Here is a 22635-nt window from a genome sequence, read left to right as displayed (position 1 = left end):
ACATGACGGTGGTGGCGGTGCGCCGCCCGGTGCATCGTGGACCCGCTCACCCAGGGCGACACGGCGTCCTGGCCCGCCCTGGCCGGACACTCCTCGTCCGGCCAGGGCTCCTCCGACCCTTGTCCGGATCGCGTGAGCTGCCGGAAATCGTCGAGTGATCGGTACGTTACGTACCGCACCTACCGTCAGGCCATGGCGGACATATTTGACGCGTACGCGTTGGCCGATGCGTGGGACGAGATGTTTGAGCGGCCGGGTGAAGTCAGGACCGCCTATGAGCCGGTACTGGCCGCCCTGCAGCCGATCGAACCGGGTGAACTGCGCTTCCGGGCCGACCAGATGGCCCGCGCGTTCACCGACCGGGGCGTGACCTACGCCTTCGCGGGCGAGGAGCGCCCCTGGCCGCTGGACCTGGTCCCCAGGATCCTCGACGCCCTCGAATGGGACCTCATCCAACGGGGGGTCTCCCAACGGGTGAGAGCCCTGGAGGCCTACCTCTCCGACGCCTACGGGCCCTGCCGCGCCTTCGAGGACGGGGTCGTGCCCTGGCGTCTCCTGCTCAACTCGCCCCATTTCCATCGGGCGGCGCACGGGATCGAGCCACCCGGCGGCGTACGCATCCACGTCGCCGGCATCGATCTCGTACGGGACGAGGCCGGGGACTTCCGGGTCCTGGAGGACAACGTCCGCGTGCCGTCCGGAGTCTCGTACGTCATCGAGAACCGGCGCGCGATGACCAGGATCTTCCCGTCCCTCTTCGCCGAACAGCACGTCGTCCCCGTGGACGGCTACGCGCAGAGACTTCTGGCGGCCCTGCGCGCCGCCGCGCCCGACGGGGTCGGCGACCCGAGGGTCGTCGTGCTCACCCCCGGCCCCAGCAACGCCGCCTACTTCGAACACGCCCTGCTGGCCCGGCTGATGGGGGTGCAGCTGGTCGAGGGGCACGATCTCGTCTGCCGGAACAACCGTGTCTGGATGCGGACCACGCGGGGCGAGATGCCGGTGCATGTCGTATACCGACGGCTCGACGACGACTTCCTCGATCCGCTGCACTTCCGGCCCGATTCGGTGATCGGCTGCCCGGGCATCCTCAGCGCCGCCCAGGCGGGCACCGTCACGCTCGCCAACGCGGTGGGCAACGGCATCGCCGACGACAAACTCCTCTACACGTACGTACCCGATCTGATCCGGTACTACCTCGGCGAGGAGCCCGTTCTCCCGAACGTCGAGTCCTACCGTCCGGACGAACCGGGCCAGTTGGACGCCGTCCTCGACCAGATCGACCAGCTGGTGATCAAGCCGGTGGACGGGGCGGGCGGCCAGGGCATCGTCATCGGCCCCAAGGCCGACCGGGACACCCTGGAGCGCACCCGGGAGGCCGTCGCCGCCGATCCGCGTGGCTGGATCGCGCAGCGGCCCGTGGCGCTCTCCACCTCGCCCACCCTCGCGGGCGACCGGATGGCGCCCCGCCACATCGACCTGCGCCCGTTCGCCGTCAACGACGGCACGGACGTCTGGGTGCTGCCCGGCGGCCTCACCCGGGTCGCCCTCCAGGAGGGCAACCTCATCGTCAACTCCAGTCAGGGCGGCGGCTCCAAGGACACCTGGGTGCTGGCGGAGGGCCCTGCCGAGCTCCCCCAAGTTCTCGACTTCGCCGACGACGGCACGGCGTTGGACGTGGTCCCGCGCCAGCTCGGACCCGACGGCGACCGTGGCGTCGTACAGGAAGGGGCACAGCAGCAGTGAACGACGTGATCCTCTCCCGCATAGCCGAGGCCCTGACCTGGACGGGCCGTTACGTCGAGCGGGCGGACGCCACCGGCCGCATCCTCGACGCCTACCTCCACCGCCTCCTGGAGGACCCCTGGCGCGACGAGGACGTGGCCTGCCGCTCCCTGTACGCCATCCTCGGCGTCGACGCGGGCGCCGAACGCGTCGACATGCAGCAGGTCCTGGACCAGCTCGCCTTCGACGCCCGCTCCACCTGCTCCATCGAGGGCGCGCTCGGGGCCGCCCGCCTCAACGCCCGCAGCGCCCGCGAGGCCGTCTCCTCCGAGATGTGGGAGTGCCTCAACTCCACCTGGCACGCGCTGGCCGACCAGCGCCTCGCGGCCCGCCGTACGGGCCCGTACGCGTACCTGGAGCTGGTACGCCGCCGGGCCGCCCTCTTCTTCGGCCTCGCCGACTCCACGATGAGCCGCGACGACAGCTGGCGTTTCGTGGTGCTGGGCCGGAGCCTGGAGCGGGTGGACATGACCGTACGGCTCCTGTCCGTCCGCGTGCTGGACGCCGTCCACGCGCCCGACTGGCCGACGCTGCTGAGCGCGAGCGGCGCGGACGAGGCGTATGCCCGGGTGTACGGAGGTTTCGGCGACACCCCGAGAGTGGCCGAATTCCTCCTCCTCGACCGGGACTTCCCCCGGTCCGCCCTGCACGCGCTCACCACCGCCGAGGAGTGCCTCGCCGCCCTCGGCCGCCCCCGTCAGGACCCGGCCCGCCGCCCGATAGGCCGGATGAGAACCCGCCTGGAATACCTGGACCTGACGGCCCTGGAGGAACAGCTCCCCCTGCTCCTCCGTGACCTGCAACAAGCGTGCATGGCCTCGGCGGAGGCGGTGGCGGAGAGGTTCTTCCCGTACCAGGGGCCCGTCGAGTGGGCCCAGGAAGGAGCGTGAGCGCGATGAGCACTCCCGTGACACGCCGGCTGCGGATCCGGCACACCACCCGCGTCTCGTACGCACAGGCCGCGGTCTCCTCCCACAACGAGGTCCGCATGACCCCCCTGACGCTCCCCGGCCAGACGACCCTGGACGCCAGGGTCACGGTCAACCCGACCACGCCCACCTGGTCGTACTGGGACTACTGGGGCACCCAGGTGACGGGCTTCGACCTGATGGAACCGCACGAGGACCTGACCATCACGGCGTCGAGCCTGGTGGAAACGGCCCCACCGGGCCCGTCGGCCCCCGCGCCGACCTGGGCGGAGGTCGCGAGAACGACGGCGAACTCCCGCCTCCTGGAGTACGCGTCCCCCACCACCCGTACGACGGTGACACAGGAGCTGGTGGAGCGGGCGAGGTCGGCGTCGACGGGCCTGGACCCCCACGAGACGGCGGTCGCGGTCTCGTCCATGGTCACCGACCAGGTCTCGTACATCCCCGGCGCCACCGGCGTGAACACCGGCGCGATGGAGGCCTGGGAACAGGGTGCGGGCGTCTGCCAGGACATCGCCCACCTGACGGCGGCCCTCCTGCGCGGCCTGGGCCTGCCCACCCGCTATGTCTCCGGCTACCTCCACCCCGAACGCGAGGCCGAACTCCACCGCCCGGTCGCCGGCCAGAGCCACGCCTGGATCGAGTACTGGGCCGGCGACTGGACCGGCTACGACCCCACCAACAGCACCCGGGCCGACGAGTCCCACGTCGTGGTCGGCCGCGGCCGCGACTACGACGACGTCACCCCGCACAAGGGGATCTACCGGGGCGTGGCCGGGGGACCGCCGGAGGTGACGGTGGAGTTCACGCGGGTGGCGTGAGGGGGAGGTATCCCCCATGGGCCGGGCGCGGGCTCAGCTCCGCTTGGGCCCGGTGATCGCCTCGCCGATCACGAAACCCTTCGCGGGGCCTTCGGGGATGGTGACGTCGGTGCCGTAGGGGACCCGGTGGACTCCGACCCAGTCGGCCTTCTCCGGCTGGGGCTCGGTGAGGACGGTGACGGTGCCCTGGTTGTCGTGGTCGTCGATGATCACGTAGACGGGGATGCCGGCGCGGGCGTATTCGCGTCGCTTGCGGACCCGGTCCCGTTCCTGGTGGCGCTCCCCCTGGGAGACCACTTCGGCAACGAGGTACACGGCTGAGGCGACGACACCGATGCCGTCTTCGTCGGCGCTCGCTCCCGGTCCTCGTGCGGCCACTACGACATCCGGGATCCACACACGGCGACGGCCCAGCGTGACGGCCATGCCGTGATACGCCTCGTACTCGCCCTCGCACCCATACCTGGACATGGCCTCCCCAAGCCGGTTCGCGATCGAGCCATGCCGCACGCGACCGATGCGCTGGACTTCGAGAACCCCCTCGACGATCTCGGCGCGGTAGCCCTCGGGGAGTTCCATGGCCTTCCACGCCTCCCACAGGACTTGGTCCAGTTCGGCGGCGTCCGGGTCGACCTCACGCTCGGGCATGACGCACCTCGAAGAGTCCGCCGGGCTCCCCCTCCCCTCGCAACTCGAACCACACCCCCTTCGCGAACCGTCCCGCCCGGTCGGCGGCCACGCCCCACAGGTCCGCGACCTCGGCGACCAGCGCGAGGCCGCGGCCCCGGCAGGCGGTGGGAGTCGCCTCCGGCGTACGCGGGGGGTCGTGGCTCTCGTCGTACACGCTGACCCGTACGCGGGCCGGGCTGAGCTGGACGCGGAGCATGGTCGTGCCCTTGGTGTGCAGGTGGACGTTGGTGACGAGTTCCGAGGTGCACAGGATCGCGGGCAGCACGAGGGGTGCGCGGTCGAGGGTGAGGAGCACGGCGCGTACGAAGTCCCGGCAGACCTTGGGAGCGGTGGCGTCGGCGGGAGCGAAGAGGCTGTATTCGTAAGCGAGTTGGGCAGGCCGGTGGGGCGCCCTGCGGGCAGCTTCCATGGGGGGTTCGGCTCCTGTCGTACGCCCGCGATGGCATGGCCCGGATCCGGCTGGCCGACGGTCCGGGTGCGCTTTCGTTTGTGGGCAGGGGAGTTGGACGACTCCGGTACGGTTCCGGAGCGTTAGCAGTAACACACTCAAGGTAACCAGATAGGGCTCTAATTCTCAACCTACTTGTCGCAATTGGCAGACCAACCCATTCCCGCACGGCAGACTTTGACGGAGTAGGCGAGGAGACACCGTGGGACTACGCACCACCATCAGCGAACGCCAGCGACGACTTGGCAGCGAGCTCAAACAGTTGCGCGAAAAGGCCGGACTGAACGCAGGGGAAGCCGCCGGGCGGATCGGCATGAGCCGCGGACAGCTCAGCCACATCGAACTCGGACGCACGTCCGTTCTCACGGAACGCCTACTGGACCTGTGCAGCACTTACGGGTGCACAGACGAGCCCTACGTCGAGGCCCTGGTCGCCATGTCGGAGACAACCGGCAGGGGTTGGTGGAGCACCTACAAGAAGCACCTGGGTCCGAGCGCACTCAACCTCGCCGAACTGGAGGCCGGCTCCGTCGCGCTACGGATGCACGAGCCCATGTTCATCCCGGGCCTCTTCCAGACCGCCGACTACGCCCAGGCCATCTTCAACAGTCCCAAGCTGGGCTTCGAGAACATCGAGGAGGCCCTGAAGTTCCGCATGGAGAGGCAGCGGATCCTCACACGGGAGAACCCACCCACCGTGCACGCCGTGATCCACGAATGCGCCCTGCACATGAGGTTCGGCAGCCCGAAGGTCGTCCGCGAGCAACTGTTCCGGCTGATCGAACTCGCCCGCCTGCCCCACGTGACCATCCAGATCTACCCGTTCAGCGCCCAGGCCTACGCGGCCCTCATCGGGAACTTCACGCACATCATTCCCGACAACCCGAATCTGAGCACCGTCATCCTCGAACAGCCTCTGGGATTCCACTACTTGACCGAAGAGGACCAGCTACGGCAATACACCTCGCTCTTCGGTCACCTCGCCGAGAACGCCCTCAACCCTGTCGACGTATCGTTGGCCCCCGAAGCACACTCAGTGAAGGACTCGCTGGCCCTGATCCAGCATCTTCTCTACACGCTTTAGGGGGAGCCAAGGTGTCCGAACTCGAATGGCAGAAGTCGTCCTTCAGTGGTGGTCCCGAAGGGAACTGCGTAAACGTCGCCACCACCCCCGACGGAACGATCCGCCTACGCGAGAGCGACGAACCCCGCACCGTACTCGCCACCACCCCAAAGGGGCTCGCCGCCCTCCTCCAACACCTCAGGCCGCGGCCCAGCTCGTGAGCAGGGCCTCGCGCGCGGCCCGCCAGGGCGTCACACCGTCGCCCTCGACGCTCCCCCACTCCAGCAGCCGCGCCACGTCCGCCGTACCGTCCACGAACCGGTTCAGCAGTGCCACCGACAGCTCGTACTCGGACTGGACGTAGCCCCCGACGGCCGCGGTGTACACCGTCAGCTCGGCCTTCTCCTCATCCGTCCGTACGTGGAGTTCGAACGCGGGCGGTGCCTCACCGCCGCCCGTCGCCATGTCGAGGACGGTGTCCATCACGTTGTTCACCAACCACCGCGTACTGGAGCGCACCTGCACGTCGTGGACGGTGACCTCACGGACGTCCGCCCAGGACCAGAACCCCTCCTGGCCCGTACCCACGGCCTCAAGCCCCTCGGGGGTCAGCCGCACCCCGCGCCCGTACCCCTCGGGTTCGGCGCCCACGTACACGCTTTCCTTGGTGATCCAGAACAGGCCAATCATGGCCACGGACGCCTCCAGCGCAACTAGCGCATCAAACACAACAAGCACGGTCCCCCTCTGAGACACGCGCAGCCCCGAAACGGTTCACCCGGCGATCACGCTGTCGCCGACCCGGTTCAGTCCGATTCGCGCGGAGCACCGGGTGATACAGCCGATGAAGAGGGCGCTCCAACGACGGACCAGCTTCTCCAGTTCTTCCTCTGACCGAGGTCAGTAGCTCAGACAGAGCAGGAATCCCGCACCGGCTCAACGTCCTCATAGGCGGCAAGGGCTTCGCCTGCACCGGCAGCGGCCCGACCACCAGCACAGCGATCCTGGACGCCGTACGGGCCGAACGGGCCCGCACTGCCCGCCCCCGGACCGTACGTACCTGAGAAGCACTGGAGCACCGATCCGACGAACGCGCGGGAGCCCCTCGCCCAGGGCTCCCGCGCGTTCGTCAGGGAAATTTGTCAGTGCAGGTGTCGGTGCAGGTCGTCAGTGCGGGAGCACGGCTACTTGAGGCCGATCGCCGTGCAGTCCGCCTTGGTCGAGGCCGCGCAGATCTGCTTGACGGTGTAGATGCCGTCCTGGATCACCGTCTCCTTGATGTTCGCCTTGGTCAGGGCGACCACGGGCATCAGCTGGGAGGGGATCTTCTTGTTCGTGGGGCTGTCGACCTTGTCGCGGGTGAGCGCGTCGAACTCGATGCCACGCCCCTGGACCTTCGCCACGGCCATCTCGGCGGCCGCGGAGGCCTCGTCGGGGTAGGACTTGTAGACGCTCATGTACTGCTCGCCCCGGACGATCCGCTGCACCGCGTCCAGCTCGGCGTCCTGGCCGGTGACCGGCGGCACCTTGCTGACGCCCATGGTCTTGAGGGCGTCGATGACGGCGCCCGCGAGGCCGTCGTTGGCGGAGTAGACACCGGCGATGTTGTTGAGGCCGATGGCCGTGATGGCCTTCTCCATGTTGGCCTTGCCGACGACCGGGTCCCAGTCCTTGGTGTCGTACGACTTGGAGATGTCGACCTTGCCGTTGAGCTCACCCAGGGCGCCGGCCTTGAACTGCGCCGCGTTCGGGTCGGTGGGCGAGCCGTTCATCATGACGATCTTCTTCGAGGCGGAGTCGGTGCCGAGCGCCTCCAGGAGGGCCTTGCCCTGGACCTGGCCGACGAGCTCGTTGTCGAAGGAGATGTAGGCGTCGATCGGGCCCTGCGCCAGACGGTCGTAGGCGATGACGGGGATGCCCGCGTCCTTGGCCTTCTGCACATCGCTCGCGATGGCCTTGGAGTCCACCGCGTCGACGAGGATCACGTCGACCTTGTCGGCCACCATCTGCTGGAACTGCTGGCTCTGCTTGGTGGCGTCCTGAGCCGCGTTGGCGTAATCGACCTTGCCCTTGTTGTTCGTGAGCTTGGCGACCTGCTGCTCGATGATCGGGTAGTCGAACTTCTCGTAACGGGTGTTGGCCTTCTCCGGGAGGAGCAGACCAACCGTGATGTCGTCACCCTTGGTCGGGCTCGCCTTGGTGCTGCTGCCGCCGATCCCGTCCACGACACCGCACGCGGCGAGGGAGACGGTCATCGCGGAGCAGGCCAGGGCTATGGCGGTACGACGAAGCCGGGTGTTACGAGTGTTCACATCAGGTGCCTTCCGGGCGAGGTAGCTGCTTTGCGACCCAGGTGGCTGAAAGCCAACGCGGCGATCACCTCAGCGTCAAGGAGTAACCACTTAACGAGATGGCAACAGCATTCTGTGTTCCCCAAGTGAACACGATGGGAAGGGGGTGCGCCGCCACTTCCACAGAACCCCTCTGATTGACTTGCGTCACTCGCTCCCCGGCGGCATACAACCCACCCCAGCGCCCGGGAGTCTCCAAGGTGGCCGCGCACACCGCAGCACGGATCAGGGGAAGCATGAGACCAGTTGGACGGGGTGGACCGGCGCTCGCCGCGACACTGACGATCGCCACCACGGGGGGCCTGCTCGCCATATCGGGGGCACCCGCCTCCGCCGCGAGCAGCTGCGCATCACCGGCGTACAAGCGGCAGTTCTACGCGAACACCACTTTCTCCGGCACACCGAAGAAAACGGACTGCGACGCCGCGGTCGGCGAGAACTGGGGCACGAACGCCCCCGCCTCCGGCCTGCCCAAGGACAACTTCGGCGTCCGCTGGACCGTGACGAGGGACTTCGGCTCCGGCGGGCCCTTCGCCCTTCCCGTCGCCGCCCAGGACGGCATCCGCGTCTACCTCGACAACACCCGCAAGGTCGACCTCTGGAAGAACGTCTCCTCGACGGTGAAAAAGACCGTCAACGTCACGATTCCCTCCGGCAAGCACACCCTGCGCGTCGACTACGCCAACTGGACCGGCGCCGCCAACGTCTCCTTCGCCTACAATCCGCGCACCGCGGCCTCCGTCGACAAGGTCAAGCCCCTCACCCCGACGGGCACCTCCGTGGCGTACGACAAAGCCACCGGCAAGGCCAAGCTGACCTGGGCGAAGAACCAGGAACTGGACCTCGCCGGCTACCGCGTCTACCGCCGTCTCAAAGGCAGCACCACCTGGTCGAAACCGGCCACGACGACCACCACCTCGTACACCGACACGACCGTGCCCGCGACCGGCGACACCTACTACTACGAGGTCCGCGCCCACGACAAGGCCGGCAACGAGTCGACGGGCACCGCCGACCAGGCCGTGACCACCGTCGACCGGACCCCGACCGCAGCGCCCGGCGGCCTCGGCGCCAAGGTGCGCACCGGCTCCGTGGCCCTCGGCTGGAACAAGGTCTCCGGTGCCGCCGCCTACCGCGTCTACCGGGCGAACGCCCCGCAGGGCCCCTTCCAACAGCTCGCGTCCTCCGTGTCGGACATCTCCTACCGGGACATCTCGGCCGACATCCACCAGCGCCTGTACTACCGGGTCACGGCCCTGGACCCGGCCGGCAACGAGTCCGTCCCGTCCGCGACCGCCGACACCGGCGCCCCGGACACCCTCGCGCCCGGCCAGATCACCGGTCTGACGGCGGAGGGCACCACGGCGGGCAACGCGCTGCGCTGGAACGCCCCTTCGGACGACGTCGAGCACTACGAGCTGTGGGCCGCGCCCGTGGGGCAGTCGGACCCGGACGGGCCGGACCTGGTCCTCGGCACCTCGTTCAACGACCTCCGTGCCCCGGCCGGCACCGCCGTCACGTACACGGTGCAGGCGGTCGACGCGTACGGGAACATCTCCCCGGTGTCCGAGGCGGTCGCCGCGACCCGGCCCGCCCCCGGCGACTCGGCGGCGCCCACCGGCGTGACGGTCACCCCGCACGACAGCGGCACCGAACTCACCTGGGCCTACTCGACGGACGGGGCGGTGTACGGCACCCGCGTCTACCGCCGCACCGACGCCTCCGCCGCCTGGGACCGGATCGGCTCGACCACCACGAACCGCCTCTCGGACGCCGAAGCCCCGCCAGGCCGCGCGTCCTACTACGTGGTGGTGCTCGACGCGCAGGGCCGGGAGTCGGCGCCCTCCGACGTCGTCTCCTTGGACCGGGTCACCCCGGCGACGCCCACAGCGCCGCTGCCTCCGCTGCTCGCGCTCTCGGCGCCGTACACCGAGTGCACGGCCAACGACTGTGCGGGGCACGGCGGATCCGGCCAGACGGCCACCGTGACGATGACCCGCCCCGCGGGCGACGACCGCGTCATCGGCGGGTACCAGTGGCGCGTCACCGGCGGCACGTACGCGCAGACCACGAACGGCAGCCTCACCTGGACACCGCCCACGAGCGGGACCTACGTCGTCGAGGTGGCCACCGTGGACGTGTACGGGCGCGTCGGCCCGTCCACCCACCTGACGTTCAAGGTCGCCTGACCTTCAAGGGTCGCCTGACCTTCAAAGGGCGGCAAAGATCCGTACAACCAATCCCCTTCCTTGTCGGTCCTGATCGTCAACGGCTTTGCCCGCCGTTGACGATCAGGACCGAAGGAACGCATGAACCCAGCCAGACGCACGACGGTCGCGACCGCCACCGTCCTCGTGCTCACCACCGCAGGCAGCCTCCTCACCGCCACCTCCGCCGCCGCGGCCACCACCTGCACCTCGCCGGTCTACAAGCGGCAGTTCTTCGCGAACACCGCCTTCTCGGGGACGCCGAAGAAGACCGACTGCGACACCGCGGTCAACGAGAACTGGGGCACGAACGCCCCCGCCTCCGGCCTGCCCAAGGACAACTTCGGCGTCCGCTGGACCGTGACGAGGGACTTCGGCTCCGGCGGGCCCTTCGCCCTTCCCGTCGCCGCCCAGGACGGCATCCGCGTCTACCTCGACAACACCCGCAAGGTCGACCTCTGGAAGAACGTCTCCTCGACGGTGAAAAAGACCGTCAGCCTCACGATCCCCTCCGGCAAGCACACCCTGCGCGTCGACTACGCCAACTGGACCGGCGCCGCCAACGTCTCCTTCGCCTACACCCCCCGCACCACCGCCACCGTCGACAAGGTCAAGCCCCTCACCCCGAGCGGGACCTCCGTCTCGTACGACACGGCGGGCGGCAACGCCAAGCTGGGCTGGGTGAAGAACAAGGAGATGGACCTCGCGGGGTATCGCGTGTACCGCCGTCTCAAGGGCAGCGCCACCTGGTCGAGACTGGGTGCGACGACCACCACCTCGTACACCGACACGACCGTGCCCGCGACCGGCGACACCTACTACTACGAGGTCCGCGCCCACGACAAGGCCGGCAACGAATCGACGGGCACCGCCGACCAGGCCGTGACCACCGTCGACCGGACGGCGCTCGCCGCGCCCGCCGGGCTGATCGCCACCTCCCTGTCCAGCGGGCTGCAGCTCGACTGGAACGGGGTCACGGGAGCGGTGTCCTACCGCGTCTACCGGGCGACGAGCGAGAACGGCGTGTACACCCGGGTGGGCAGTACGGACAAGCTCTCGTACCTGGACACCTCGGCCGTCGAGAGCGTCACCTACTACTACCGGGTGACCGTTCTCGACGCGGCGGGCAACGAGTCCGCGCGTTCCGTGGCCGCCGCCGGGGAGCGCGAGGACCTCACCCCGCCGCCCGCCGTCACCGGGCTGACGGTCACCCCGACCGAGTACGGCTTCGAGCTGGAGTGGGACAAGAACCCGGCCGCCGACCTCGGGAGGTACACCGTCTACCGGGGTGAACTCTGGGGCGACGAGGGCGACGAGCAGGTGTGCGCCGGAACGCTGACGGAGTACCTGTCGGCCGACACCACCTCGTACTCGTACACCACCCGACCGGACGGCGACCGCGTCTGCTTCTTCGTCGACGCCATCGACACGTCCTGGAACTCCTCCTTCAAGTGGACCCGGACGGCCGAGGCCGTGGTCGCGACCGAACTCGACACGACGCCGAGCGTGGCGACGCCCGAGGGCTCGCCGCTCCGTCTGGAGGCGTCCGCGGCGGAGGGCGACGAGGGCAACCAGCTGATCTGGTCCGGGCTCGGAGCGGGCGAAGAGGAGTCCCCCGAGCCCGCGCAGGGCTTTCGCATCTACCGGTGGAACCCCGCCACCGCCACGTACGAGAAGATCCACGAGGCCTCGGCCGGAGCGTTCGTGTACTTCGACACCGGCGCGAAGCGCGGCACCACGTCCTACTACTGGGTGACCGGTGTGAAGGCCGACGGCACCGAGACCCTGCCCGCCGGCGACTGGACGGTCACCGCGCCCGCCAAGTGACGCGCGGGGGCCCGGAGGCTCAGCCTCCGGGCCCCTGCGACAGATGGGCGTCGGACGTCAGTCCGAGGACTGCTGCCGCTTCGGACGCCAGACCACCAGCGCGCTCGTCTGCTGGACCTCCTGGTACGGGACCAGGTCACGGCGGTACGAGGCGTGCACCGCGGCCTCGCGCTGCTGCATCGCGGCAGCGGCGCCGTCCAGGGCCGATTCCAGTTCCGCGACTCGGGACTGGAGGGCGGCGACCTGGTTCTCCAGCTCGATGATGCGCTTGATGCCGGCCAGGTTGATGCCCTCGTCCTGGGACAGCGCCTGCACCGTGCGGAGCAGTTCGATGTCGCGGGCCGAGTAGCGCCGGCCGCGCCCGGCGGTGCGGTCCGGGGAGACCAGGCCGAGGCGGTCGTACTGGCGCAGAGTCTGCGGGTGCAGGCCGGAGAGCTGGGCCGCCACCGAGATGACGTAGACCGGGGTCTCCTCGGTCAGTTCATAGGGGTTCCGACGACGGCCGTCCATCTGCTCATGCTCCCTTCGCGGCCTGGAACAGCTCCGCCCGTGGGTCCTCGCCCGCGGTTGCCTCGCGATACGCCTCCAGGGCGTCGCGAGCCTTGCCCGACACGTCTGTGGGAACCGCGACCTCGACGGTGACGAGGAGGTCGCCGCGCGTACCGTCCTTGCGGACGGCACCCTTGCCGCGGGCCCGCATCGTACGGCCGTTGGGCGTGCCCGGGGGCAGTTTCAGGGTGACCGGAGGGCCGCCCAGCGTCGGTACACGCACCTCGCCGCCGAGCGCCGCCTCCGCGAAGGTGACGGGCACGGTGACCGTGAGGTTGTCGCCCTTGCGGCCGAAGACCGGGTGGGCGTCCACGTGGACCGTGACGTACAGATCGCCCGCCGGGCCGCCCCGTTCGCCGGGTGCGCCCTTGCCGCGCAGGCGGATGCGCTGGCTGTCGCTCACTCCCGCCGGGATGCGGACCTGCATCGTGCGCGAGGACTTGGCGCGGCCGCTGCCGTGGCAGATCTCGCAGGGGTTCTCCGCGATCAGACCGCGGCCCTTGCAGTCCGGGCAGGGGTCCGTGAGCGAGAAGCCGCCGCCGGAGCCGCGCGCGACCTGGCCGGTGCCCACGCACGTCGGGCACACGCGCGGTGTGCCGTTCGCGTCGCCGGTGCCCGAACAGGCCTTGCAGGGCGCCTGGGACGTCATCCGCAGCGGGACCGTCGCGCCGTCCACCGCCTCGGTGAAGCTGAGCGTCACCTCGGTGTCGATGTCCTGGCCGCGCCGGGGCTGGGTCCGCGTACCGGTTCCCGCGCCGCCTCGGTTGAACAGGCCCCCGAAGACGTCTCCGATGCCGCCGCCGAAGCCGCCGGCACCGCCCGCTCCGCCCTGGGCGCCGCCTCCGAAGAGGTCGCCCAGGTCGAAGTTGAAGTTGCCGCCGCCCGCGCCGGGACCCGGACGGAAGCCACCGTTGCCGAAGAGGGCGCGTGCCTCGTCGTACTCCTTGCGCTTCTTGGGGTCTCCGAGCACGTCGTTCGCCTCGGAGATCTCCTTGAAGCGCTCCTCGGCCTTGGCGTTGCCCTTGTTGGCGTCCGGGTGGAACTCGCGGGCGAGCTTCCGGTACGCCTTCTTGATCTCTGCCTCGGTGGCGTCCTTGGGGACGCCGAGGACCTTGTAGAAGTCCTTCTCGATGAAGTCCTTGGTGCTCATCCTCGACGCCCCTCCTCTCTCATGCGTTCAACGTCAGCCCTCGTCCGGGCCACCGCTCTCCTTGTCGTCGGCCGCCTCGGCGGAATCCTGGGAGTCCGCCTTGCCGGTCTGCGCCCCCGGCTGGGGTTCGGCGACCGCCACCCGCGCGGGGCGGATGGTGCGCTCGCCGATGCGATACCCCGGCTGCAGAATCGCCACGCACGTCGTCTCCGTGACGTCCGGCGCGTACGAGTGCATCAGGGCCTCGTGGATCATCGGGTCGAAGGGCTCGCCCTCCTTGCCGAACTGCTGGAGGCCCATCTTCGCCGCGACGGTCTCCAGCGACTCGGCCACCGACTTGAAGCCGCCGACCAGTTCGCCGTGGTCCCGCGCGCGGGCGATGTTGTCGAGCACGGGCAGGAGTTCGGTCAGGAGGTTCGCGATGGCGATCTCCTTGACCGCGATCCGGTCGCGCTCGACCCGGCGGCGGTAGTTCTGGTACTCGGCCTGGAGCCGCTGGAGGTCCATCGTGCGCTCGCCGAGCGCCGTACGGACCTGGTCCAGCTGTGCCGTCAGACCGGCCGTCTGTGCTGCTGATGCGTCCCCGGCCGGGGCCGCCGCCTCCTCGGTGGAGGGGGTGGCGGCCTTCGGCTCGGCGTCGTCAGGGGTGGCGCCGGAGGGGACGTCAGGCTTCTCTTCGAAGCCCGGGGTCTCCTCCGTCACGCGGCACCGTCCTTACGGTCCTCGTCGACGATCTCGGCGTCGACGACGTCGTCATCGGCCTTGGCCTGCTCGGCGCCGGGGGCACCCTCGGCGCCACCGGCGGCCTGCGCGGCCTGCGCGTCGGCGTACATGGCCTGGCCGAGCTTCTGCGAGACCGCGGCGACCTTCTCCGTGGCGGTGCGGATCTCGGCGGTGTCCTCGCCCTTGAGCTTCTCCTTCAGCTCGGCGATGGAGACCTCGACCTCGGTCTTGACGTCAGCCGGGACCTTGTCCTCGTTGTCCTTGAGGAACTTCTCGGTCTGGTAGACGAGCTGCTCGCCCTGGTTGCGGGTCTCGGCGGCCTCGCGGCGCTTGTGGTCCTCGTCCGCGTACTGCTCGGCCTCCTGGCGCATCCGGTCGACCTCGTCCTTCGGCAGCGAGGAGCCGCCGGTGACGGTCATCTTCTGCTCCTTGCCCGTGCCCAGGTCCTTCGCGGTCACGTGCATGATGCCGTTGGCGTCGATGTCGAAGGCGACCTCGATCTGCGGGACACCGCGCGGGGCCGGCGGCAGACCGGTCAGCTCGAACATCCCGAGCTTCTTGTTGTACGCCGCGATCTCGCGCTCGCCCTGGTAGACCTGGATCTGGACGGACGGCTGGTTGTCCTCGGCGGTGGTGAAGATCTCGGACCGCTTGGTCGGGATCGTCGTGTTCCGCTCGATGAGCTTCGTCATGATGCCGCCCTTGGTCTCGATGCCGAGGGACAGCGGGGTGACGTCGAGGAGCAGGACGTCCTTGACCTCACCCTTGAGGACACCGGCCTGCAGGGCGGCGCCGATGGCGACGACCTCGTCCGGGTTGACGCCCTTGTTGGCGTCCTGGCCGCCGGTCAGCTCCTTGACGAGCTCGGCGACGGCGGGCATGCGGGTGGAGCCACCGACGAGAACGACGTGGTCGATCTCGGAGAGGTTGATGCCCGCGTCCTTGATGACGTTGTGGAACGGCGTCTTGCAGCGCTCCAGAAGGTCGGCGGTGAGCTGCTGGAACTGGGCGCGCGTGAGCTTCTCGTCCAGGTGCAGCGGGCCCTCGGCGGAGGCCGTGATGTAGGGCAGGTTGATCGAGGTCTCGGTGGACGAGGACAGCTCGATCTTCGCCTTCTCGGCGGCTTCGCGCAGACGCTGGAGCGCCATCTTGTCCTTGGCGAGGTCCACACCGTGGCCGGAGCGGAACTGCTGCACCAGGTAGTCGACGACACGCTGGTCCCAGTCGTCACCACCGAGGTGGTTGTCGCCGTTGGTGGCCTTCACCTCGACGACGCCGTCACCGATCTCCAGGAGGGACACGTCGAAGGTGCCGCCACCGAGGTCGAAGACGAGGATCGTCTGGTCGTCCTTGTCCAGGCCGTACGCGAGGGCGGCGGCCGTGGGCTCGTTCACGATGCGCAGGACGTTCAGGCCCGCGATCTCGCCGGCCTCCTTCGTCGCCTGGCGCTCGGAGTCGTTGAAGTACGCCGGGACGGTGATGACCGCGTCCGTGACCTTCTCGCCCAGGTAGGCCTCGGCGTCGCGCTTCAGCTTCTGCAGGATGAAGGCGCTCATCTGCTGCGGGTTGAAGTTCTTCCCGTCGAGCTCGATCTTCCAGTCCGTGCCCATGTGACGCTTCACGGAGCGGATGGTCCGGTCCACGTTCGTGACCGCCTGGCGCTTGGCGACCTCGCCGACGAGCACCTCACCGTTCTTGGCGAAGGCGACGACGGACGGCGTGGTCCTGGCGCCCTCGGCGTTGGTGATGACGGTGGGCTCGCCGCCCTCCAGAACGCTGACGACGGAGTTAGTCGTGCCCAGGTCGATGCCGACCGCACGTGCCATTTCAATTCCTCCAGCAATGACTTGAGTGGAACGGACTCAAGTGTGCACGACACTCACTGCTGGGTCAACAGACATGAGTCGCGGGGGCTCAAGTCTTATCTCTTGCTTACACGCAGGTGTGCTTGCAGACGTGGTCCGACCTGCGGCTTCTCGGCCAACTGACTTCCGGACGCGGGGACATGCCGTCCCCCGTAGGTGGGGATCCGAAGCAGCGCGAGTACGCCGACACAGGCGCCGCCCGCCACCCACAACGCCGCCGTCGCGCTCACCCATCCCATGTCGATCAGCATCCCGACGAGTGCACCCGCGAAGCCGGTGACCCCCACGACGATCGCGGCACCCCGAGGCGTGACACCGAGGCGCCGCAGCCGGTGGACCAGATGATCGGGGGCGCCGCGCAGCAGCGGACGCCCGGCCCGCCGCCGCGACACCAGCACCAGTACGGCGTCGGCGGTCGCCACGGCCGTCAGCGCGAACGCGGCGCCCACGCTCGACCCGGCCGCCCGCCCGGCGTGGACCAGTACCGCCGCCGAGGTCAGCACGAACCCGACGAACAGCGCGCCGCAGCGCCCCGGCACGATCCGGGCGGGGGGCCAGTTGTGCATCAGGAACCCGGTCAGCGCGGCGGACAGCACGCTCAGCAGCGCCGCGAGCCCGTCCATGACCTCGGCGGCCGCGCAGCCGCTCAGCGCGAAGGCGGTCACCACCGCGACCGTCCCCATCACTCCGTCGGCGTGATCGAGCGAGGTGAAGGCATGGGTGGCGAGGGCGATCCAGCCGACGGCCACCGCCCCGGCCACCGGGCCGAGCTCGTCGTAGGGCACGGTCAGCGCGGCGGCGCCGGTCACGACGGCCGCCTGGAGCGGAACCCGCAGAAGAGCCGGCGGGGGCCACAGGTCGGCGACGAGCCCGAGGGCACCGACCCCGATCCCGGCGGCCAGCAGCCTCGCGGCCGTCGGCCCCAGCGGGGCCACGTCCGTCCAGTCCCCGACCCCGGCGACGAACGCCGTGACCGCCACCACCGCCACCCCGCCGAGCAGCGGCACCGCGCGCGCCCGCCGCCGTTCGACCACGCCGAGGCGCAGAGCGAGGAGCCGCAGCAGGGCGGCGAGCACGGCGGCGAGGAGCAGGGCGGAGGTGGCGGCGACGATTCCGTACAGCACGCCGCCAATTTAGTGTTAAATGTCGGAAATACACCGCAGATAACACGATCGGGTTTACGTGTCGGCCGGTGACCCCGCGACTGCGGGTCGGTGACTTCCGCGACTGCCGGTCGGTGACTTCGGCGACTCAGGTGGACCTCAGCGACGCAGATCACCGCACCGCTGGCTACAGTGCGGCGGAAGATATGGGTAGTCTCAGACGGACTGCATAAGTTACCGCTTAGTAATCAGCTGAAGGTCGGCCTTCAGCTCCCCCCTCGCAGGCCCGAGGAGCCCCCAATGCAACTCGCCGCGATCATTGTGTCGCTGACGCTGACCGTGGTCGGCGTTGCGCTCATCGCACGAGCCGTCGCACAGATCTACCGGTTCATCAAGCTGGGCCAGCCGGTCCCGGCCGGTTCCCGAACCGACGACTGGAAGGCCCGCAGTATCACGCTGGCCAAGGAGTTCGTCGGCCACACCCGGATGAACCGGTGGGGGATCATCGGCGTCGCGCACTGGTTCGTCGCCGTCGGCTTCCTGACTCTCGGCCTGACGATCGTCACGGCGTACGGTCAGCTGTTCAAGGCCGACTGGACGCTGCCGATCCTGGGCGGCTGGCTGCCCTACGAGCTGTACACCGAGTTCATCGCGCTGTTCACGACGCTCGGCATCCTCGTACTGATCGCGATCCGGCAGCTGAACCGGCCTTCGAAGCCGGGCCGCAAGTCGCGCTTCGCGGGCTCCAAGACGGGCCAGGCGTACTTCGTCGAGGCCGTGATCCTCGTCATCGGCCTCGCGATCATGACCCTGCGCGGCCTTGAGGGCGCGATCCACGGCGTGCACCACTACGAGGCCGCGTACTGGGCCTCGTACCCCCTGGTCGCCGCCTTCAAGGGCCTGAGCCTCGGCACACTGCAGAACCTGGTCTACCTGACCGCCATGATCAAGCTCGGCGTCACCATGGGCTGGGCGATCACGGTCGGTCTCAACACCAACATGGGTGTCGCCTGGCACCGCTTCCTCGCCTTCCCGAACATCTGGTTCAAGCGGAACGCGAAGGGTGAGACCGCTCTCGGCGGGCTGCTCCCGATGACCAGCGGCGGCAAGGCCATCGACTTCACCGACCCCGGCGAGGACGACGTCTTCGGTGTCTCCCAGGTCGAGCAGTTCTCCTGGAAGGGCCTGCTGGACTTCTCCACGTGCACCGAGTGCGGCCGCTGCCAGTCGCAGTGCCCCGCCTGGAACACGGGCAAGCCGCTCTCCCCCAAGCTCCTCATCATGTCGCTGCGCGACCACGCGCACGCCAAGGCGCCCTACCTGCTCGCGGGCGGCGGCAAGAACATGGAGGGCGAGGAGAAGGCGTCGGCGGAGCAGCTGGCCGACGTGCCCGCCGCCGCGCTCGCCGAGGCCGAGCGCCCCCTCATCGGCACGTTCGAGGAGAACGGCGTCATCGACCCCGACGTGCTGTGGTCCTGCACCACGTGCGGCGCGTGCGTCGAGCAGTGCCCGGTCGACATCGAGCACATCGACCACATCGTCGACATGCGCCGCTACCAGGTGATGATCGAGAGCGCGTTCCCGTCCGAGGCGGGCACGATGCTCAAGAACCTGGAGAAGAAGGGCAACCCCTGGGGTCTGGCCAAGAAGCAGCGCCTCGAGTGGACGAAGGAAGTCGACTTCGAGATCCCGGTCGTCGGACGCGACATCGAGGACCTGTCCGAGGTCGAGTACCTGTACTGGGTCGGCTGCGCAGGCGCCCTGGAGGACCGCGCCAAGAAGACCACGAAGGCCTTCGCGGAGCTCCTGCACATGGCGGGCGTCAAGTTCGCCATCATGGGCGGCGACGAGAAGTGCACCGGTGACTCCGCGCGCCGTCTCGGCAACGAGCCCCTGTTCCAGGAGCTCGGCATGGAGAACGTCGCGGCGCTGAACATGGCATTCGGTGAGGATGACGAGGACGAGTCGACGAAGAAGCCGAAGTCGGCGAAGAAGATCGTCGCGACCTGCCCGCACTGCCTCAACACGATCGGCAACGAGTACCCGCAGCTCGGCGGCGACTACGAGGTCATCCACCACACCCAGCTGCTCCAGCACCTCATCGACGAGGGCAAGCTGCTGCCGGTCACCCCGGTGGACGGCCTCATCACCTACCACGACCCTTGCTACCTGGGCCGCCACAACAAGATCTACACGCCGCCGCGCGAGATCATGTCGGCCGTCCCGGGCCTGCGTCAGCAGGAGATGCACCGTCACAAGGAGCGTGGCTTCTGCTGCGGTGCCGGTGGTGCGCGGATGTGGATGGAGGAGCGGATCGGCAAGCGCATCAACAACGAGCGCGTCGACGAGGCTCTTTCTCTGAACCCGGACATCGTGTCCACGGCCTGCCCGTTCTGCCTCGTGATGCTGACCGACTCGGTCAACGGCAAGAAGAACGACGGCCAGGCCAAGGAGTCCGTCCAGGTCGTGGACGTGGCCCAGCTCCTCCTCGACTCCGTCAGGACGCCGGTCGATCCGGCGGGGGCGGCGGAGGCGGAGAGCGAGCCGGAGCCTGAGCCGGTGAAGTAACCAGCGTGATCGTCCGGACGCCGGTGGGCCGAGATTCTCGCCCACCGGCGTCCGCGTTTCCTCGCCCCCGCCGCCCCTACCCGACCCATCCCCGGGGCTACGCCCCGGACCCCGCGTGGGCCCCACGCCTGCGGGCGGATGCCCCGCGCCCCTGGGTCCGCTTCGCGGGGACACCCCGCCGGCCCGGAGTGTCTCGCCTGCGGGACGGTGGGGGTTGATCGCGCAGTTCCCCGCGCCCCCAAAGCCTCCGGGCGTCCGACGTTCGGAGGCGCGGCCCACGTCCCGGCCGCCCCCATACAGCCCGTCCGCCGTATGAAGACGAGGCCGAAGGCCGTTGCCCCGCCCGTACCCCTCAGTCCCTCCACAGCCCGTTCAGACCGTCCACCGTTTGAGGACAAGGCCGGGGGCGGATTCCCGCCCACCCCGGCCCGCACCACCCACCCCACCCGGCGATGGAGGACAAGCCCGAAGGCCGATCCCCGCCCACCCCATCAACCCACCCACCCCGACCCGCATCCCCCAGCCAGCCCGGCGATTGAGGACGAGGCCGTTCAGGCCGGGGGGTCCGGGGGCGCAGCCCCTGGTGGGGGTCCGGGGGCGCAGCCTCGTCGGGGGCCGGGGTTGAAGGGGCGGAGCCCCTGGGGATGGGTCGGGTAGGGGCGGCGGGGGCGAGGAACGCTTCGGACAGCGCGACGCCGAGCCCGATGACGTACGGGCTCGGCGTCGCGGTGGGACGGCGCTACTTCGCGGAGCGGCGCCGCTTCGAGTCGCCCGTCACCTTCGCGATCCACGTGAGGAAGTCGCCGGGGTCGACGTTCGAACCGTGGCCCTCGTCCCAGTAGTAGAGGTGATTGACGTCGTCGCCCAGGTTGTCCAGCGCCGCGGCGAGGTTGGCGGAGACCGTCAGCGAGGTGTCGGAGTCCTTGGTACCGAGACGGATCCACCAGTGCCTCGACCGGCCGGGGTTCTCCTCCCCGATGTGGTGCATCGGGTTCATCAGGTCGAGCTTCTCGGGGATGTCGCTCGCGACCCGCTTGGTGCTGAGCCCGGCGGTGTCGTTCTTCGCGCCGTACGCCGTGAAGTGCCGCGCCTCGGTGGTGCCGACGCCGAACTCGTTGTTCTCGCCCGCGGACAGGTCGAACGCGTCGAAGGCCGGCGTCGTCTTCTTCCGCGCGCCGACGTGGGTCAGGAAGTCGGCCCAGGTGAAGGTCGCCCTGCCGCCGGACCACGTGATGAACGTGTTCGCGGCCAGGTACGTCGCACGGTCGGCCTCCGACAGCGCCGCCAGGTACTTCGTGGCGGACGGCTGGAGGTAGGTCTCCACCAGGTAGTCGTCGTAGTTGCGGGCCGTGAGCGGGCCGAAGCCGTTCAGGCCCCGAAGCCTGAGGGAGGCCTGGTACTCCGCGAACTGGGCCCGTAGCGCCTTCGACACCGTCTGGTCGACGACCTTGCCGGTGCTCGCCGTGACGTTGGTGCCCCAGTTGAACTCGTACGCGCCGTCGGCGTGTTCGAGGTCGGTGATGGGGCACCAGGCGCCGGTGGCGAAGATCGCGTCGGACGCGTCGGCGGCGCCGAGCTCCTTGAGGTACTTGTCGTAGATCGGGCTGTCGCCGGACGCGCCGAGCAGGGAGGACAGGGCGCCACCCGCACTCGTACCGGTGGAGACGATCCGGTCGGTGTCGCCCGGGATGACGCCCTTGTTGGCGCGTACGTAGCGGACCGCGGCCTTCAGGTCGACGATGGCGGCCGGGGCGGTGCCGTAGTACGTGCCGGCGGAGTCGGTGAGGGTCCGGCCGCGCGCGCCCGGCTCCACGACGACGTAACCCGCCGCGAGGCCCAGCTTCCCGAGGTTGACCATCGCGCCCTGGGCGTTCACCATCGCGTTGCCGCCGGACCGCACCTCGCCCGTGCCGCCGCTGCTGGAGGCCGAGGGGCTGGGGGACGCGCTGCCACCGGCGCCGCCCGTGGGCATGCCGCCGGTCATCTCGGCGCCGCCCACGCCGGTGGCGTCCGCCACGGACGACGGCATGTACCCGCCCACCGAGTTGGCGAAGACGATCGGAGCGTTCGTCGCGTCCGCGGCCTTGCCGTCGATCTTGACGGGGACACTGACGTTCAGGCTTTGGTACTTCGCGTCCACCGGACTGGCGACATAGGTGATGGCCTTCCAGAAGTGGTACACCACCGTGTGGTCGGTGCCGTCGGCGTCCGTGATGGTCGTCGTCAGCTCGGTGTAGGCGTCCTTGTCGAAGACCAGGGAATCCGACGCACCCGAGGACTTCGAGCCCGTGCCCGAGGCGTTCGCGCTCAAGGCGAAGCCACCGGCTACGGCGACTCCGGCGGTCGCGCCGATACCCATGACGACGGTCCTGCGCTTCACTGCCCTGTGCTTCACGGAAAGCCTTCTCCCTGTTCACGGCGGCCATACGGCGGCCGAAACGGCTGGTCAGGGGCGTTCGGACCATTCTTCGCGCCGGGCGCCGCCCCCGTTTGTCCGGTCCTTGCGAACGTAAATTGAGCCGCTCAATATTGTCAACAATTCTGTAAAACTCATCG

18 protein-coding genes are annotated in these 22635 nt (G+C 69.2%); 8 read left to right on the top strand and 10 right to left on the bottom strand.

The window, feature by feature from the left end; genetic code table 11:
* The first annotated feature begins 192 nt into the window (after positions 1-192).
* From ACFZDJ_RS09480 to ACFZDJ_RS09470, 3 genes are read left to right on the top strand one after another with little or no spacing between them, the layout of a single operon-like run.
* Positions 193-1746, top strand: a complete 1554-nt coding sequence (locus tag ACFZDJ_RS09480; RefSeq protein ID WP_168509838.1) for a circularly permuted type 2 ATP-grasp protein — start codon at positions 193-195, stop codon at positions 1744-1746.
* A complete protein-coding gene (locus ACFZDJ_RS09475) occupies positions 1743-2675 on the top strand; it encodes an alpha-E domain-containing protein (RefSeq protein ID WP_168493960.1) in 933 nt (310 codons plus the stop codon). The genes ACFZDJ_RS09480 and ACFZDJ_RS09475 overlap by 4 nt, the downstream gene beginning before the upstream one ends.
* 5 nt (positions 2676-2680) lie before the next feature.
* Complete coding sequence (locus ACFZDJ_RS09470) at positions 2681-3535, top strand: transglutaminase N-terminal domain-containing protein (RefSeq protein ID WP_391057385.1); 855 nt, start codon at positions 2681-2683, stop codon at positions 3533-3535.
* 33 nt (positions 3536-3568) lie between these two features.
* Here the strand turns inward: ACFZDJ_RS09470 and ACFZDJ_RS09465 are convergent, their stop codons facing one another.
* Positions 3569-4183 carry a Uma2 family endonuclease gene (locus ACFZDJ_RS09465; protein ID WP_391057382.1) on the bottom strand — a complete coding sequence of 205 codons (615 nt, stop codon included), beginning with the start codon at positions 4181-4183 and terminating at the stop codon, positions 3569-3571.
* Positions 4170-4634 (bottom strand): ATP-binding protein, encoded by a 465-nt coding sequence (locus tag ACFZDJ_RS09460; protein ID WP_391057379.1) that lies wholly within the window; start codon positions 4632-4634, stop codon positions 4170-4172. The genes ACFZDJ_RS09465 and ACFZDJ_RS09460 overlap by 14 nt, the downstream gene beginning before the upstream one ends.
* 241 nt (positions 4635-4875) lie before the next feature.
* Between ACFZDJ_RS09460 and ACFZDJ_RS09455 the strand changes: the two genes are divergently transcribed.
* On the top strand, positions 4876-5757 hold the full coding sequence (locus ACFZDJ_RS09455) for a Scr1 family TA system antitoxin-like transcriptional regulator (protein WP_390933025.1): 882 nt from the start codon (positions 4876-4878) through the stop codon (positions 5755-5757).
* 11 nt (positions 5758-5768) lie between these two features.
* A complete protein-coding gene (locus tag ACFZDJ_RS09450; protein WP_391057377.1) occupies positions 5769-5957 on the top strand; it encodes a DUF397 domain-containing protein in 189 nt (62 codons plus the stop codon).
* Here ACFZDJ_RS09450 and ACFZDJ_RS09445 read toward each other — a convergent pair.
* The gene (locus ACFZDJ_RS09445) at positions 5935-6426 is read right to left on the bottom strand and encodes a hypothetical protein (protein ID WP_390933106.1); all 492 of its coding nucleotides are present in this window, start codon (positions 6424-6426) and stop codon (positions 5935-5937) included. The two genes, ACFZDJ_RS09450 and ACFZDJ_RS09445, sit on opposite strands and share 23 nt — an antisense overlap.
* A gap of 494 nt (positions 6427-6920) precedes the next feature.
* Complete coding sequence (locus ACFZDJ_RS09440) at positions 6921-8048, bottom strand: substrate-binding domain-containing protein (protein ID WP_390933023.1); 1128 nt, start codon at positions 8046-8048, stop codon at positions 6921-6923.
* A gap of 275 nt (positions 8049-8323) precedes the next feature.
* Between ACFZDJ_RS09440 and ACFZDJ_RS09435 the strand changes: the two genes are divergently transcribed.
* Entirely contained in the window at positions 8324-10276 is a 1953-nt protein-coding gene (locus tag ACFZDJ_RS09435) for a PA14 domain-containing protein (RefSeq protein WP_391057374.1), read from the top strand.
* 120 nt (positions 10277-10396) lie between these two features.
* A complete protein-coding gene (locus tag ACFZDJ_RS09430) occupies positions 10397-12121 on the top strand; it encodes a PA14 domain-containing protein (RefSeq protein WP_391057372.1) in 1725 nt (574 codons plus the stop codon).
* 57 nt (positions 12122-12178) lie between these two features.
* Here the strand turns inward: ACFZDJ_RS09430 and ACFZDJ_RS09425 are convergent, their stop codons facing one another.
* The 5 genes from ACFZDJ_RS09425 to ACFZDJ_RS09405 all read right to left on the bottom strand — a co-directional run bounded on the left by ACFZDJ_RS09425 (position 12179) and on the right by ACFZDJ_RS09405 (position 17532).
* Positions 12179-12631 (bottom strand): heat shock protein transcriptional repressor HspR, encoded by a 453-nt coding sequence (locus ACFZDJ_RS09425; protein WP_030617286.1) that lies wholly within the window; start codon positions 12629-12631, stop codon positions 12179-12181.
* Between the two features lie 4 nt (positions 12632-12635).
* Positions 12636-13820 (bottom strand): molecular chaperone DnaJ, encoded by a 1185-nt coding sequence (dnaJ, locus tag ACFZDJ_RS09420; protein WP_054231330.1) that lies wholly within the window; start codon positions 13818-13820, stop codon positions 12636-12638.
* A gap of 33 nt (positions 13821-13853) precedes the next feature.
* Positions 13854-14522 (bottom strand): nucleotide exchange factor GrpE, encoded by a 669-nt coding sequence (gene grpE, locus ACFZDJ_RS09415; protein ID WP_168509825.1) that lies wholly within the window; start codon positions 14520-14522, stop codon positions 13854-13856.
* Positions 14519-16369 carry a molecular chaperone DnaK gene (gene dnaK / locus ACFZDJ_RS09410; protein WP_384908731.1) on the bottom strand — a complete coding sequence of 617 codons (1851 nt, stop codon included), beginning with the start codon at positions 16367-16369 and terminating at the stop codon, positions 14519-14521. Before dnaK ends, grpE begins: the two co-directional genes overlap by 4 nt.
* 95 nt (positions 16370-16464) lie before the next feature.
* Positions 16465-17532, bottom strand: coding sequence for an MraY family glycosyltransferase (locus ACFZDJ_RS09405; protein ID WP_390933020.1), 1068 nt, complete (start codon positions 17530-17532; stop codon positions 16465-16467).
* A 279-nt stretch (positions 17533-17811) separates the two neighbouring features.
* Between ACFZDJ_RS09405 and ACFZDJ_RS09400 the strand changes: the two genes are divergently transcribed.
* Complete coding sequence (locus ACFZDJ_RS09400) at positions 17812-20079, top strand: (Fe-S)-binding protein (protein ID WP_168493942.1); 2268 nt, start codon at positions 17812-17814, stop codon at positions 20077-20079.
* A 739-nt stretch (positions 20080-20818) separates the two neighbouring features.
* Here the strand turns inward: ACFZDJ_RS09400 and ACFZDJ_RS09395 are convergent.
* Entirely contained in the window at positions 20819-22438 is a 1620-nt protein-coding gene (locus ACFZDJ_RS09395; RefSeq protein WP_391057855.1) for a subtype B tannase, read from the bottom strand.
* Positions 22439-22635 lie beyond the last annotated feature (197 nt).

This window comes from Streptomyces sp. NPDC007896 (genome assembly GCF_042959425.1).
GTDB lineage: Bacteria > Actinomycetota > Actinomycetes > Streptomycetales > Streptomycetaceae > Streptomyces.
This window is presented reverse-complemented; position numbering and strand designations above follow the sequence as displayed.

Bases quoted from the DNA above. Each gene is read 5' to 3' on its own strand.
- dnaK (WP_384908731.1), bottom strand. From the start codon at position 16,369: ATGGCACGTGCGGTCGGCATCGACCTGGGCACGACTAACTCCGTCGTC.
- ACFZDJ_RS09425 (WP_030617286.1), bottom strand. From the start codon at position 12,631: ATGGACGGCCGTCGTCGGAACCCCTATGAACTGACCGAGGAGACCCCG.
- ACFZDJ_RS09465 (WP_391057382.1), bottom strand. From the start codon at position 4,183: ATGCCCGAGCGTGAGGTCGACCCGGACGCCGCCGAACTGGACCAAGTC.
- ACFZDJ_RS09430 (WP_391057372.1), top strand. From the start codon at position 10,397: ATGAACCCAGCCAGACGCACGACGGTCGCGACCGCCACCGTCCTCGTG.
- ACFZDJ_RS09435 (WP_391057374.1), top strand. From the start codon at position 8,324: ATGAGACCAGTTGGACGGGGTGGACCGGCGCTCGCCGCGACACTGACG.
- dnaJ (WP_054231330.1), bottom strand. From the start codon at position 13,820: ATGAGCACCAAGGACTTCATCGAGAAGGACTTCTACAAGGTCCTCGGC.
- ACFZDJ_RS09460 (WP_391057379.1), bottom strand. From the start codon at position 4,634: ATGGAAGCTGCCCGCAGGGCGCCCCACCGGCCTGCCCAACTCGCTTAC.
- ACFZDJ_RS09480 (WP_168509838.1), top strand. From the start codon at position 193: ATGGCGGACATATTTGACGCGTACGCGTTGGCCGATGCGTGGGACGAG.
- ACFZDJ_RS09395 (WP_391057855.1), bottom strand. From the start codon at position 22,438: ATGGGTATCGGCGCGACCGCCGGAGTCGCCGTAGCCGGTGGCTTCGCC.
- ACFZDJ_RS09470 (WP_391057385.1), top strand. From the start codon at position 2,681: ATGAGCACTCCCGTGACACGCCGGCTGCGGATCCGGCACACCACCCGC.
- ACFZDJ_RS09445 (WP_390933106.1), bottom strand. From the start codon at position 6,426: ATGATTGGCCTGTTCTGGATCACCAAGGAAAGCGTGTACGTGGGCGCC.
- ACFZDJ_RS09400 (WP_168493942.1), top strand. From the start codon at position 17,812: ATGCAACTCGCCGCGATCATTGTGTCGCTGACGCTGACCGTGGTCGGC.